13 protein-coding genes and 1 tRNA gene are annotated in these 14,079 nt (G+C 69.2%); 8 read left to right on the top strand and 6 right to left on the bottom strand.

The genetic code is table 11. The features are described from left to right. Positions 1-52: 52 nt before the first annotated feature. The 4 genes from PYR91_RS10390 to PYR91_RS10375 form a co-directional block, all read right to left on the bottom strand. Positions 53-670 carry a GNAT family N-acetyltransferase gene (locus PYR91_RS10390; protein WP_279779299.1) on the bottom strand — a complete coding sequence of 206 codons (618 nt, stop codon included), beginning with the start codon at positions 668-670 and terminating at the stop codon, positions 53-55. A gap of 237 nt (positions 671-907) precedes the next feature. Then, positions 908-2,353 (bottom strand): MDR family MFS transporter, encoded by a 1,446-nt coding sequence (locus PYR91_RS10385; protein WP_279779298.1) that lies wholly within the window; start codon positions 2,351-2,353, stop codon positions 908-910. A 519-nt stretch (positions 2,354-2,872) separates the two neighbouring features. Then, a tRNA-Arg gene (locus tag PYR91_RS10380) sits at positions 2,873-2,945 on the bottom strand. 126 nt (positions 2,946-3,071) lie between these two features. Next, the gene (locus tag PYR91_RS10375) at positions 3,072-3,305 is read right to left on the bottom strand and encodes an RNA-binding S4 domain-containing protein (RefSeq protein WP_279779297.1); all 234 of its coding nucleotides are present in this window, start codon (positions 3,303-3,305) and stop codon (positions 3,072-3,074) included. Positions 3,306-3,509: 204 nt separating this feature from the next. Between PYR91_RS10375 and PYR91_RS10370 the strand changes: the two genes are divergently transcribed. The 5 genes from PYR91_RS10370 to PYR91_RS10350 all read left to right on the top strand — a co-directional run bounded on the left by PYR91_RS10370 (position 3,510) and on the right by PYR91_RS10350 (position 8,926). Continuing rightward, a complete protein-coding gene (locus tag PYR91_RS10370) occupies positions 3,510-4,127 on the top strand; it encodes a hypothetical protein (protein WP_279779296.1) in 618 nt (205 codons plus the stop codon). A gap of 120 nt (positions 4,128-4,247) precedes the next feature. After that, positions 4,248-5,237, top strand: a complete 990-nt coding sequence (locus PYR91_RS10365) for an AsnC family transcriptional regulator (protein WP_279779295.1) — start codon at positions 4,248-4,250, stop codon at positions 5,235-5,237. A gap of 593 nt (positions 5,238-5,830) precedes the next feature. Further along, positions 5,831-6,667: a hypothetical protein gene (locus PYR91_RS10360; RefSeq protein ID WP_279779293.1), complete on the top strand. Its 837-nt coding sequence runs from the start codon at positions 5,831-5,833 to the stop codon at positions 6,665-6,667. A gap of 412 nt (positions 6,668-7,079) precedes the next feature. Further along, the gene (locus PYR91_RS10355; RefSeq protein ID WP_279779292.1) at positions 7,080-8,312 is read left to right on the top strand and encodes a histidine kinase; all 1,233 of its coding nucleotides are present in this window, start codon (positions 7,080-7,082) and stop codon (positions 8,310-8,312) included. Then, on the top strand, positions 8,309-8,926 hold the full coding sequence (locus PYR91_RS10350) for a response regulator transcription factor (RefSeq protein ID WP_279779291.1): 618 nt from the start codon (positions 8,309-8,311) through the stop codon (positions 8,924-8,926). Before PYR91_RS10355 ends, PYR91_RS10350 begins: the two co-directional genes overlap by 4 nt. A gap of 24 nt (positions 8,927-8,950) precedes the next feature. Here the strand turns inward: PYR91_RS10350 and PYR91_RS10345 are convergent, their stop codons facing one another. Together PYR91_RS10345 and PYR91_RS10340 are read right to left on the bottom strand one after the other, a co-directional pair. Next, positions 8,951-9,406, bottom strand: coding sequence for a MaoC family dehydratase (locus PYR91_RS10345; protein WP_279779290.1), 456 nt, complete (start codon positions 9,404-9,406; stop codon positions 8,951-8,953). 46 nt (positions 9,407-9,452) lie between these two features. Then, positions 9,453-9,914 carry a TIGR03668 family PPOX class F420-dependent oxidoreductase gene (locus tag PYR91_RS10340; RefSeq protein WP_279779289.1) on the bottom strand — a complete coding sequence of 154 codons (462 nt, stop codon included), beginning with the start codon at positions 9,912-9,914 and terminating at the stop codon, positions 9,453-9,455. A gap of 887 nt (positions 9,915-10,801) precedes the next feature. Between PYR91_RS10340 and PYR91_RS10335 the strand changes: the two genes are divergently transcribed. The 3 genes from PYR91_RS10335 (at position 10,802) to PYR91_RS10325 (ending at position 13,985) form a co-directional block, all read left to right on the top strand. Beyond that, complete coding sequence (locus PYR91_RS10335; protein WP_279779287.1) at positions 10,802-11,266, top strand: DoxX family protein; 465 nt, start codon at positions 10,802-10,804, stop codon at positions 11,264-11,266. A gap of 280 nt (positions 11,267-11,546) precedes the next feature. Continuing rightward, positions 11,547-12,800 (top strand): hypothetical protein, encoded by a 1,254-nt coding sequence (locus PYR91_RS10330; protein WP_279779286.1) that lies wholly within the window; start codon positions 11,547-11,549, stop codon positions 12,798-12,800. A gap of 786 nt (positions 12,801-13,586) precedes the next feature. Further along, complete coding sequence (locus PYR91_RS10325) at positions 13,587-13,985, top strand: hypothetical protein (protein WP_279779285.1); 399 nt, start codon at positions 13,587-13,589, stop codon at positions 13,983-13,985. The last annotated feature ends 94 nt before the right edge of the window (positions 13,986-14,079 follow it).

The raw sequence follows: 14,079 nt of genomic DNA, 5'->3' as shown, positions 1-14,079 counted from the left end.
ACCGGTCACCGCCCGGGGCCTGACGCCCGGGGCCCTGATGCCCGGGGACCGGTCAGAGAATCGGGTCGGTGGAGCGGCCGAGGTACGTGACCGGGCCGGGGTCCGGCACCGCGATCTCGTGGAAGCCCATGCGGTCGTAGAAGGCGCGGGCCCGGGTGTTCTTGGTGAGCATGCACAGGTGCACCCCGCCCACCCCCTTCGCCGCCAGAGCGCCCAGGAAGACCCCCATCAGCGCACGCCCGAACCCGGACCGCTGGTGGCCGGGGAGCAGGTCGATGTGCAGGTGAGCCGGGTAGTCGGCGAGCTCGGGCAGGATCATCCGCTCAGGGTCGTGCATCAGAGCGATCATCTCCTCGCTCGGCGAGCTCGCGGGTTTCAGCGGCACCGGATACCGCTCGACCATCGTCGGCAGCCACACCTCCCGAAACGCCTTGACGAACCCCGCCGTGTCCGCCGTCCCGACGATGTACCCCACCACCCGCCGCCCGTCGTCCACCACGAAGGCCAGCTCCGGCTCCAGCCGGGTGTACGGCGCGGCGAAGATGCCGGGCATCAGCTCCGGATCGGGATAGAGGTGTGAGGCGTCCTCCCCCGCGTCAGCCGTCCGATTACAGATGTCGTAGAGGTCGTCCCGGTCCCCGTCCCGATACGGCCTGATCCGCGCGTTCATAACCCCCAGGCTGACACAGCCAGGGCAGAGAGCGCTCTCGCATCGTTCGCGGCCTACCTCGACCACCTCGCCCGCGCACCTGCTTCGTCCCCGGGTGCGCGGGGGTGGGCAAGGCCGAGGGCGAGCCGCCGCCCGATGTGACGGCGACTCCCCTCATGGTGGACGTCGAACGCGGCCCTGAGCCATGACCCGCCCGGCAGGAGGTGCCGGCCGTCCTACTCCACCGTCACGCCGGGGTCAGCGGCTGACCGGCTCCAGCTCGTCGGTGCTGTCCTGCGGGGCCGGGCCGTCGTCCGGGGCCGGGCTGCCGTGCGGGGACGGGCTGTCCACTCGGGCCGGGAGGAGCAGGGCGGTGACGATCACGGCCACGGACAGCGCCGCGCCGATGATGAAGGCCAGCCGCATGCCGCCGAGCAGGGCGAGCGTCTGGGTGACTCCCTCGGCCTTCAGGGCATCGGCGCGCGCGCTCATCACGGTGATCACGAGCGCGGTGCCGATGGCCGCGGCGACCTGCTGGAGCGTGCTCAGGATCGAGCTGGCGTGGGAGTAGAGCGGCGGGGGGACCGCTCCGAGCCCGAGGGTGAACACCGGGGTGAAGGCGGCGGCCAGACTCACCATCAGCAGCGCGTGCAGGCCGAGGAGCTGCCAGAACGGCATGGTCATCGTGATCTGCGTGAAGCCGGCGAGCGAGAGCGTGATCCCGATCGCGCCGGGGATGACCAGGACCCGGCCGCCGAACCGGTCGAACAGGCGGCCGACGGTCGGGCCGAGCAGCCCCATCGCCAGGCCGCCCGGCATCACGAGGAGGCCGGTCTCCAGGGCGGTGAGCCCGCGGACGTTCTGCAGGTAGAGCGGAAGAAGGATCATCGAGCCGAGCATCGCCATGAAGGCCACCGACATCAGGATCAGCGCGACGGTGTAGGTGCGGTGGCGCAGCGTGCGCAGGTCGAGCAGCGGCACGCCGAGCTTCTGCAACGACAGCTGGCGGGCGACGAAGACGCCGATGGCGACCAGGCCGGCCGCAACGATCGAGACGGCGACCGGGATGTCACCGCCCTCGAAGCGGCTGAGCCCGTAGACGAGCCCGCCGAAGCCGGCGGCGGCGGTCACCACGCTCGCCCAGTCGATGGTTCCCAGCTCGGGCTCTCCGACGTTCTTGAGCTGCTTCATGCCGCCCCACGTGATCAACGCGGCGATGGGAAGCACCACGGCGAACAGCAGCCGCCAGGACCCGAACTGCAGGATCACCCCCGAGACCGCCGGCCCCATCGCGGGCGCGACCGAAATGGCCAGGCTGACGTTGCCCATCACCCGGCCTCGCTCACCCGTGGGCACCACCTGCATCAGCGTGGTCATCAGCAGCGGCATCATCACGGCCGTCCCGGAGGCCTGGATGACGCGGGCGGCGAGCAGCACGCCGAACGACGGCGCGACGATGGCCAGCGCCGTCCCGAGCAGGAACAGCCCCATCGCGGTGGCGTACGCGTGGCGGGTGGACACCCGCTGCAGGAACCACCCGGTGATCGGGATGACCGCGGCCATGGTGAGCATGAAGGCGGTCGTGAGCCACTGCGCGGTCTGCTCGGTGATGTGCAACGCGCCCATCAGCCGAGGGATCGCGTTGATCATGATGGTCTCGTTGAGGATGACCACGAACGTGGCGAGCACCAACAGCCGGATCACGGCCGGGGTGCGACCTGAGACCGCGGTCGCGGCTTTGGCGGGTGAGTCAAGCTGTGGGATGGGCACGGTACCTCGATCAGGGGTTGCGAAACTGGCGTGTTCATGGCTGACGCGGCAGCCATGGGTGTCACGAGAAGCTTGTGGGTCATGCGAAGTCTGACCGGCACCACCGACAAAACCCGTCGACCCCACCCAGCATTCCGCCACCCGATGAGAGATGTCACCCGGTTTTCTACTGTTTTATACCCCCAACTACCCGCATGACCTGCGGTGATACGAAGTAGCTTGTCCAAGATAGGCACCCATGTGAGATACCGCATGCTGGAAATTAACGTGCCCGCCCTCCAGCCGTCACCGCCCCGACACGCCACAGGAGCGACAGGCACACAGGATGCTCGACCGGCACAAGCTCGATAGGGGTGCGGTGCCCCTCCGCCCCGGCGGTGCTCCTGCCCGCCACCGCCGTCCAGATACGACGAAGGCCCTCCGGGATCTTCCCGGAGGGCCTTCGACCCGCTGCGCGGCCGGGAGGACTCGAACCCCCAACCTTCTGATCCGTAGTCAGATGCTCTATCCATTGAGCTACGGCCGCTCGCTTGCGTGCACAAGCATAGCGGGTCCGCGGGGGTGTGCCGAACCGGATATGGCAAGCGGTTCGCGGGGGGTGTGGACGGTGCGGGAGGCCCGGAGGCGGGTGGGGGCCGGGGGTTCGGGGTGGTCAGGAGGCGGCGATCACGCGGATCTCGAAGTCGAGGCCGGTGACGACCTGACCGGCTCTGATCTTGCAGGTCTTGCGGAGTTCGACGTCGCCGTCGACCATGACGTTGCCCTCGGCGATGAAGTGCTTGGCCTCGCCGCCGCTCTCGGTGATGGAGCAGTACTTCAGCAGGTCGCACAACGGGATGTACTCGTCGCGGAGCTGGAAGGTCTCTTCCTGGAAGTTCTCGTCCACGGAGCAAGCATAGGCATCCACCCCGATGACGCGGCCCGCGACGACGCTCCGCACGATCTTGGGCGAAGGGCGCAAAACTCCTGGATAGGGACAATCCATCTGCAAACTTTGCCGGCAGTGCGCGTGGCGCGGGGTGGGGACGGCAATGAACCGTTACGGACGCACGCGAAGTGGGTCTTCGGCCAGCGGCCTGTGGGTGAGCGTATGGAGCTGCCGTCATTGCTCGGTTTGGGTGGTCTGGCGCCGCAGATCCTGGCGGCGGCCGGGCTCGCCTTCCTCGGGGTCGTGGTGATCGTGGCCGCGCTGGCCCGGAGACGGCGGCACCGGGGGGCGGTGGCGGCGAGTGCGCGCGCGGAGAAGGTCTCGCGGTTGGAGCGGGTGCTGCTCCGGGCCCAGTACGACTACCCGCGGCCGTCGCTCGCCGAACTGGCGCAGTCCGCGCGCAAGGGCGGGCTGCACATCCGGCTGCATGTGGCGGGGGCGCCGCGGGAGCTGCCCGACCCGGTCGACCTCGCGGGGATGCGCATCGTCCAGGAGGCGCTGACCAACGTCTACCGGCACGGGACGCCCAACGCCACGGTCGTCCTCTCCTACCGGCCCGACCAGCTGACCGTGACCGTGGAGAACGCGCTGAAGCCCAAGCCCCTGACGTCCCGGGGCGAGCGAGAAGGGCTGGCGATGATGCGGCGGCGCGCCGGACGGATCGGCGGTTCGGTCAGCGCCGGGTCCTTCCCCGGCGGCTGGCGGGTGTACGCCGAACTGCCGTACCGGAGCGCGCGTTTCGCCGACTCGCCTCGCCCCATGCGGGCATCCGACTTCTGAATGACCATGTGACCCCGTTACCGGCTGAGTAGCCCGTTATTTGGTTTTCTGTGGAGATCTCGGGCCGGACCAGCGTCGTAAGATTGATCTGATGACGCCCGAATTCCGCAGGCTGACCAGGTGGACCGGCGGATCATCAACGCGCTGCAGATCGCGCCGCGTGCTCCGTTCGCCCGGATAGCCCCGGTGCTCGGTGTGTCTGAGCAGACCGTCGCCCGCCGCTATCAGCGGCTGCGTTCCTCCGGAGTGATCCGGGTGCTGGCCCGTCCTGAGCCGATCCGGCAGCCGGGGTCGAAGTACTGGACGCTGCGGATCGGTTGCCGCCCGGGCACCGCCGGGGCGCTGGCCGACGCTCTGGCCGGTCGCGACGACACCTCCTGGATCAGCATCGGGGCCGGCGGCGCCGAGATCACCTGCCTGACCACGGTGGCCGAGGACGACCGGGCCGGTCTGCTGGACCGCCTGCCGCGCGCGTCCAACGTGCTCACGTTCAGCGCGCACCAGATGTTGCACCGCTTCCCCGGCCGTGGGGAGAAGGACTGGATCGCCGCGGACGACCCGCTGGACGACGATCAGCGGGCGGCGATCGAAGAGAACCCGGGGATCACCACGGTCGACGCCGGTCGCTCCGCTCGTCTGGAGCCGTCCGACGGCCCGCTGCTGGAAGCGCTGGCCCGGGACGGCCGGGCGAGCTGGTCCGCGCTGGCCGAGGCGACGGGCTGGAGCGAGCGACAGGTGGCGCAACGGGTGGCGGCGCTGTTGTCCGCCGCCGCGATCTCCTTCTATCTGGACATCGCGGACGCGGCCGTGGGCATCCATTCGGTGGCCAACCTCTGGTTCACGGTCGCGCCGGCCGATCTGGCCGTGGTCGGCGCCCAGGTGGCCGACCATGCGGAGGTGGCGTTCGCCGCGGCGGTCACGGGCCCCACGAACCTGATGGCCTCGGTGCGCTGCCGGGACGCGACGGCGCTCTACCGGTATCTGACCACCAAGGTCGCGGCCGTGAACGGGGTCCGCACGGTGGAGACGGTGCCGCTGCTCACCCGGCTCAAGCAGTCCCACTTCCTGATCGAGAACGGCCAGGTGCGCGAGCCACCCCGCCCGGCATGACCGCGCGACGGGCCCACGCCGTGGCGGTCTCAAGCATGGGACTTCCCGAAAGCGGCGTCATCGCGGTCAACGGCCCCCCTATCCTCACGTGTTCCGCCATCACCACCTCGAAATGAAACGTGATCCGCCAGCCAGGAGGTGGAACCCGCCGCGATCCGCCTTTCAGGGAACGGCTTTCCGCCATAACGCCCGACATCGCCGCAACCTCTCTGAATTCATGGGGAAGACACCCCGGCGTCGTCGGCTCCGAGACGGTTGCCCGCGAAGACGATGCGGGGCTGTACTGCGGTTTCTCACACCAATCGTAACGAGCACGATCATGATGGAGAGAATTTCTACTCCACCGATTGGCCGAGATTTCATAATGAAAAAGAATTATTTGACCTTTTCCCGGTCACGTTATAGTTTCGAGCTTGTCACCGCGGAACTTACCTTGGTGACGTGATTCGCCCGAAATATGAGTCGAGGTCTCTCGCCCGGGCGAATCCAGACGCAGACTCCATCGCAAAATCGTCGCGTCTACGGCACACTTCTCCCCGCTCGGCGCGTCGCGTCTCGCGGGGCCCTGTATTTTGATTTGGGAAGAAGTCGTCATGCGACACACCCGTATCATCCAGGCCCTGACCGGCATCACCGTCGCGGCCGGCGGCGTGGTCATGTTCACCCCTGCGGCGCAGGCCGCCACCATCCCCGTGGCCTGCGGTCAGAACGCCCTGGTCGCAGCCGTCAACCTGGCCAACTCCACCTCGGCCGCCGACACGCTCAGGCTGGCGTCGGGCTGCACCTACCGCATGACCGTGCCGCACGGCGGCCTCGCCAACGCGCTGCCCGTGATCACCACCCCGATCGAGATGATCGGCCCCGCCACCGTCACCCGTTCCTCGCTGCTGCTCTTCCGGATCGCCGAGGTGAGCCGCACCGGCAAGCTCACCCTCACGACGTCGGTCAAGTTCACCAACGGCAGCGCCGTCGGCAACGGTGGCGCCATCCTGAACCGCGGCGCGGTCACCCTCACCGTCAGCAGCCTCACCGGCAACACCGCGACGGGCAACGGCGGCGGCCTGGCCAACGCCGACACCCCCTCCGGCACCGCGCCCGCGGCGACCTTCACCGGAAGCACGGTGACGGGCAACGCCGCGACGCTCAGCGGCGGCGGCATCTACAACGGCCAGAACGGCACGCTGACGACCACCGGCCTGCCGATGTTCATCATCGGCAACACCGCGGTGGTCAACGGCGGCGGAATCGCCGCGGTCAATTCCACCGCGACCACCCTCACCGGCAGCACCGTGACCAACAACACCGCGGTCCTCGGCGGAGGCGTCTACCGCCTGAACGGCACCATGACCACCACCAACTCACCTATCAGCGCCAACCTCGTGAATAACTGCGTCGGCAGCGCGCCGGCGGTCCCGAACTGCACCGGATGACCCGGGGCGAGCGGGGCCGGTAACACCGCGAGACAACCGACCAGGCGCCGAAGCGGGAAGTCGGAAGAGAACGGGTGCGACAGTCCCGATCTCGCCTTGGCGGAAGCGCTGGAAAATGACTCTGGGATAATACAAAAGTCCTTGTCGACGCGCGAGAGTGTTCGCTCACAGTCAGGCTGACATTTCGCACCGTCCAGCCCGTCTATTTCACCGCCTGACCCCCGTGAGCCGGTACGGCGTCGCCTTACCGCGCTTCCAAGAAACACAAAAAGGGCCGCCTCCGATGATCGGAGGCGGCCCTGAGCCATGACTTCAACGGATCCGGGGCTCCTCCGACTACACCCTTGTGTGTATACATGTCCCCTCCCGAGGTTGGTGCCGGGGGGCATTCGGACATGGTGGGATGAAGGGCATGCATCCACGACGGCAAGACGCCCTGATGGCGGTCGTGCTGTTCGCCGGCGGGCTGGTCCTCCTGCTCTGCGGGGCGTACGTGAACCGCGGGGTTCCCGTGCAGGTCCTGGCCGTCCCGCTCGCCGTCACGTGCCTCGGCGTGGCGCTTCGGCGGCGTGCCCCGGTGGCGGCGCTGGTGCTGGGGGTGGTCGCGGTCATGGGTGACCTGTGCCTCGGGCCGTCCTTCCCCACCATTCTGGTGTTCACCGACAACATCTACTCCGCGACGCTGTACGGCCCGCGGCGGCTGGCCACGGCGCTGCTGTACGTGACCTCCGTGCTGACCGTCGTGGCCGGGGTGGTCGCGGGGTTCCTCGCCCGTGACTGGTCGGTGCTGGCGATCGGGCTGGTCCAGAGCGGCGTGGTGCTGACGACGCCGACGATCACGGCCCTGATGATCCGCAACCACCGCGACCAGGCGCTCGCCGAGCGCGCACGCGCCGACCAGGTGGCGCGGCTGGCCGAGCTCGACCGCCAGGCGGCGGTGACCGGTGAGCGCACCCGCATGGCCCGCGAGCTGCACGACATGATCGCCAACCACTTCAGCGCCGTCGCCATCCAGTCCGCGGCGGTCATCGCCCGGCAGGACCTGGACCCGCGGGCCGTACGCAAGGTGCTGGAGTCGATCCGCGAGAACAGCGTGCGCGGCATGGCCGAGATGCGGACGATGATCGGGCTGCTGCGGGCCGAGGACGATGAGGGCGATCCGACCGGCCACCGCCTCACCGACGCCGCCGACCTCGTCGAGCGCTGCCGCCGCGCCGGCCTGCCGGTCGAGCTGCGGGTCCGCGGCACACCCCCCGGCCTGCCGCGACCGGTCGAGTCCGCGGGGTACCGCATCCTGCAGGAGTCCCTGACGAACGTGATGCGGCACGGCGCCGGCCCGGCCCGCGTGGTGATCCGCTACGACGCCGACGCCGTGACGCTGACCGTGGAGAACGACACGGACGGCGAGCCGGCCGCCCTGCCCGGCTCCGGCACCGGGCTGGTCGGCATGGCCGAGCGTGCCGGGCTGGTCGGCGGGTCGTTCACGGCCGGGGCGGCGGACGGCGGCTGGCGCGTGGTCGCGACGCTGCCCTTCCAGACCCCGCCGGAAGAGCTTCGCACCGGGCCGTCCGCCGTGCCGGACCGGCCCTGGTGGTCGATCGCGACGGAGGAGCCGTCCCTCGTCGGCACGAGGGGCCGCGAGTGATCAGGGTTCTGGTGGCGGACGACCACGCGGCGGTGCGCGCGGGCGTCGTCCTGATCCTGGAGGGACAGGGCGACATCGAGGTCGTCGGCGAGGCCTCCGACGGCGAGGAGGCCGTCCGCAGAGCGCGTGAGCTGCGGCCGGACGTCGTGCTGATGGACATCCGCATGCCGCGCCTGGACGGCATCTCGGCCACGAGGGAGCTGGCCGGGATCGCCGACGTCCTGGTGCTGACCACGTTCGACCTGGACGACTACGTCTTCGGCGCCCTGCGGGCCGGCGCCGCCGGCTTCCTGCTCAAGAACACCGACGCTGACGCGCTCATCGACGCCGTGCGCCTGGTGGCGCGCGGCGACGGCATGATCTCCCCCGCGGTGACCCGCCGGCTGATCAGCGCGTTCGCCGAGACCCCACGGCGCGCGCCGTCCGACGTGAGCGTTCTCACGCCGCGCGAACGCGAGGTGCTCGGGTGCGTGGCCCGGGGTCTGTCGAACGCGGAGATCGCCCGCGAGCTCGACATGACCGAGGCCACGGCCAAGACCCACGTGAGCCGCATGCTGGGCAAGCTCGGCCTGCGCAGCCGGGTGCAGGCGGCGATCCTGTACTCGGGGTCGTAACGGCCGCGACCGTACCGCCCGGCCTCAGTCCGCGATGTACAGGGAGAGCGACTCGGCGACGCACGCGGGCCGCGACTGGCCTTCCACCTCGACGGTGATCTTCAGGCTCGACAGCGTGCCCGAGGGGGTGTTCTTGACGTCCATGACCTCCGCGCCCGCGCGGATGCGCGCCCCGACGGGCACGGGCGCGGGGAAGCGGACCTTGTTGAGCCCGTAGTTGATGCCCATCTTCAGCCCGTCGACGCGGAACATCTCGGTCATGAAGGACGGCAGCAGCGAGAGGCTGAGGTACCCGTGCGCGATCGGGCCGCCGAAAGGGCCCTGCTTGGCGCGCTCGACGTCGATGTGGATCCACTGGTGGTCGTCGGTGGCGTCGGCGAACAGATTGACCTGCTCCTGGGTTACGGGACGCCACTCGGTGTACCCGAGGTGCTCGCCGGTTGCCGCCTTCAGCTCGTCGAGGTTCTCGAAGATCCGCATGGGCGGAATCTTATTCTGCGAGCGGCGGCACTACCAGGCGTCCCCGCTATGAAGAGCCCGCCGACGACCAGCTCGTGTACCGCGTGACGTAGACGAGGATCACCGGCCCCGCGGGGACGCGCTCCGCGTACTGCCGGTACTTCGCCACCAGCGGGGCCAGCGCCGGAGCCCGTTCCTCCTCGCGCTCCACGACGGTCGCGAGCCCGTCCACCCGCACCCACCACAGCGCGGACCAGTCCTCGTCGTAGTGGTCTACCAGGATCGACACCTTGGGCTGCGCCCGGATGTTCCGCAGGCGCCGCAGGTCGGCGGTGGTCTTCGGCTTGTGGTCGACGGCCGTCACGATGCGGTCGCCGTCCGGGGAGCCGCACAGCGCGAACGTCACCGGGACGAGGTGCGGCGCGCCGTCCGCGCCGACCGTGGCCAGCCGGGCCACCCGCGCCTGCGCGACCCTGACGCGCGCGATGTCCTCACCGGTTCGACCGGAGGTTCCGCCGCCGTCCGCCACAGCGTTACACAAGCACAGAAACCGCGGGGACGCGGGGACGCGGGCCGCGACGCCGCGTCAGACGTCGCGCTGTCGCGGATAGACGTGCTCGCCGGGATGGCCCGACGGCAGCACGCAGCGGCGTCCGGCTTCGGCGGCTCCGCAGCGAGGGTTCTCGTCCCGGCGGGGAAGCGGGGCGGGTTCGGGCGGCGGCGATGGGTCCATGAGCTCTTGCCTGCTCTCCAGGATGAGGCGGCCTGGATGTCACGGAGAGAGATGGTCTCACGAAGTAGATCAAGAAGCTCTACACCCAAGGTGACGATTTAGACCCCTTTGTCGGGTTAGCTGAAGGTCACCGAGAGTGACCGTCGCGTCAGGCGCGCCACCCCGGACCCAAAGGCCTCCGACAGAGCATTGTTCTCATACACGCCGGATATGAAAAACATCTTGGGTCGTTTCATGCTGACACGCATGCGTGTTTCCAGGTCAACCCGCCGACGCCGCCGTTCAGGGGCGCTTTTCCAGGTGGCGTGATTGACACCCGGCCGTACGGATACCACCCTGTGGTTCATCACGGTCGACCACCTCTATCCGACAAACTCCCGGCATTTCCGCGGCGCGTGGCCGGCGCGCTCGCACAGGCACCCGTGACGCCGCTGAACAGCGACGATCCTCGGCGAACGGGTGCGCCGCACGACGCCGGAGAACATCGGCGAAAGCCCCTCGCGATGATTCGAGAGGAGCTTGCCCAACCGGCCGGCACGACGTTCGCCATCAGATCCGATCGCGTTTGGCGACGATATATGAGCCCGGGTCGCAGTACGACCCGCATCTCCTTCTCGTGATGATTCACGGCATGATTCTGCCCCGCGACTCCACCGGAATGATGTGTGGAGAAAGGTGATCCCATGAACCAACTGGACCGGCTAGGCGAACCCGTTTACGCGCTCTTCCGCATGGTCGTCGGCTTCCTGTTCATGACGCACGGCGTCGCCTCGCTGTTCGGCCTCTTCGGCGGCCACCGCGGATCGGGCCAGGCCCTGCAGTTCGCCGTGTGGCCCAACTGGTGGGCGGCGCTCATCCAACTGGTCTGCGGCGCCCTGGTGCTGGGCGGCCTGTTCACCCGGGCCGGCGCCATCCTGGCGTCCGGCTCCATGGCCTACGCCTACTTCATCGTGCACCAGCCGCAGGACCTGCTCCCCCTGCTGAACGGCGGCGAGCTGGCCGCCGTGTTCTGCTGGTCCTTCCTGCTCGTCGCCGTGATGGGCCCCGGCGTCTGGTCCCTCGACTCGATCGTGCACCGCCACCAGAACCACGAGCTGACCCCCGACACCGGCGGCCTGGCGTCCGTCAACCAGCCCCCGCGCCTCTGAGTCCGCACCCCCGCCCCGCCCCCGCCGTCGCCGGCCCGCGCCCCGCCCTCAGCGCAGCCAGGTGGGAACGGTCCGGAACACGACAGAAGGTCCTCCCCATGCTCGGGGAGGACCTTTCGCGCTTCGGGGGACGAGCAAACGCATGCTTGACGATCGGGGCGAGAAGCGGTCTCTTAGGTAAAGCGAGTCGGGCTCATGAAAATCTTGACGCCGTCCGCGCGGCATGTTGTGATCCGGCTATCCGTTATTTCATGCTTGTTTAGTAGGAAATGAGGCGGTTGTGAGGGTTCTCCGGCGTGCGGCCGCGATGGCGGCGCTCCTGATGGGTGCGGTCAGCCTCCAAGTCGTCCAGGGCGGAGCGGCGCAGGCGGCCCTGCCGACCGCCGCCGTCGCGCTCGGCGACAGTTTCGTCAGCGGGGAGGGGGCGGGGGACTACCAGCCGGTCGTCGACGCCTCCGGGACGGCGCAGGGCTTCCCCGGCTGGTCGGCGGCCAACAGCAACGCCTACTTCTGCCACCGGTCGGCGAACGCCTCGCTGTTCAAGGCGTCGCTCCCCGGCATCCAGAACCGCTTCAACCTCGCGTGCTCCGGCGGCCAGCCCGCCGACATCGCCAACCCCTCGGCCGCCCGCCCCAAGGGCCGCTCCGTCGCCTCGCAACTCGACCAGCTGCGCGCCGTCGCCCAGACCCAGGACATCGACGTCGTCCTCGTCGGCCTCGGCTCCAACAACACCCAGTTCACCTTCGGCGACGTGGCCACGCTGTGCGCCAACCGCTTCATCGCCGACGCCTGGACGGGCTGGTGGGAGTTCTGGGCCTACCTGGGCGGCCCGGTGCCGCAGGAGCCCTGCACCGTCTCGGACCTGGCCTCCGACGCCGAGGTCGCCGCCGCCACCACCGAGACCACCGCCGCACTGCGCCAGATCCTCGACACCCTGGCCCAGGTCGACGCCGACGGCGTGCACCGCGTGGTCCTGCAGACCTACACCAACCCGCTGCCGCTCGACGTCGCCCCGCAGTACCGGGACGAGGACAACCGCACCGACACCCGCGACAAGTTCCGCGACCTCGGCGCCGAGCGCTACGCCGCCGGCTGCCCGATCCACCGCGCGAGCCTCGCCCCCGGCCACGTGTTCTCCCAGAACCTCGGCGCCCTGGTCAAGAACGCCTACACCACGCTGGCGGCCGAGCGCCCGGCGGCCGACCTGCGTGTGCTGGACGTCCAGAAGTCCTTCGACGGCGCCCGGCTCTGCGAGAACCCCGGCAGCCCGGCGGACACGCTCGCCACCCCGGTCCGCGTACAGGACGGCCCGTCCGGCACGTTCGTCACCAGCCTCTCCGGCTGGGACAAGCTCGACGTCCAGCGGGCGGCGAACACCTGCGTCACCTACTTCCAGACCTGCCAGGAGGCCTGGCACCCCAACGCCGCCGGCCACGCCGTCCTCGGCCAGTGCCTGACCGGCGCCCTCACCGCCGCCACCCGCACCGTCATCACCTGCGCCCGCAACTCGAACGGAACACTCACCATCTCCTGACATCCCACTCCAGACATGACGGCGCACGCCCCGCCCAGGGCGTGCGCCGTCCCGCATGCCGCGCCGACCACGCGTTCATGAGGAATGTCGGACTACCTGCGAACGATGGACCACGTCGCGTCGTCGGCCTGAACCTTGACATACCGGGTGCCGGACGGCAGGGGCACCCGCCCCCGACCAGGGCGACTGACGCGACGAGCACATGGGTGGCGCGCATGAACACTCCAGTGGGTCATGAGCCACATACGCCGCGTAAGACGCCTTATGTGGCTGGATTGGTGTCCGTTATGGCAAAAGATGGGGATGGCGTCCGCCTGAACAATAAAGGCCTCCCGATTCCCGGAAAAGGGTCTTTGAACCTCGGAGACTCGGCGTTTTCACCCCAGATGGGCTGTATTCGCACGGCGCGAGACTAATGCGCGGGTTTTTCGCCCATACCAGGCCGAATCACGCTCGGGCGTCCGCGCCTGAGGGGCCGCTGATCGTAGCCGGTACCCGAAAGGACGCGACGCGGTGATCACGCTCGCCACCGCACGCACCTGCGATTGGGCCGGCCGCAACCGGCTGGACGATCCCGACGGCGGCTAGCGATTACGGCTCTTCCAAGTGCACTCCCGTACCTCCTGGCACTCACACCAGCCCTCCGCCCTGCCGGGACAACCCCTGTTAGGGGTATTGACGTAGATCAGTCAATCTTGTTGTCTGTGGAGAAATCAGCTCGGGGGATTCGGCATGGATAAGCGGCGCGGGGAAACGCCGTGCATCCGAGGCAGGAAGGAACGACGCATGAGGCGTATCCGACAGGCGTTCCTGTTCATCACGGCGCTGGCGGCGCTGCTGGTGGTCCCGATCGGCGCGGGCACCGCGTGGGCCTCGCCCGGCGCCGGGGCGGCGGACACGTCCGGCGGCACCTCCCTCGCCGCACCGGCCTGGACCGCGACCCCGTGGACGCTGGACGCCCACGACCCCGTCGCGGTGAAGGTCGCCCAGGCGGTGGTGGACAGGGGCTACTGCACCGTGGTCCCCGGCGCCGGCGTGAGGATCACTCTCTACTGCGAGATCAAGGTGCAGAGCACGCTGTGGGTCTACTGCACGGGCGTGACCATCGAGATCCCCCTCCCCCCGGGCAGGTGGGCTCCCTCGGGCAGCTGCCCCGGCTACCGCGGCTACCAGCTGACGGCCTGACCTGGCTGACGGCCTGACCCCGCACCGTCGGCCCGGTAACCCGGTCAGTTCGGTGTGGCGACAGCCGCGCGGATCTTGGACTTGTGGGTCGCGG

This window comes from Sphaerisporangium sp. TRM90804, assembly GCF_029846175.1.
Classification (GTDB): Bacteria; Actinomycetota; Actinomycetes; order Streptosporangiales; family Streptosporangiaceae; genus Sphaerisporangium.
This window is presented reverse-complemented; position numbering and strand designations above follow the sequence as displayed.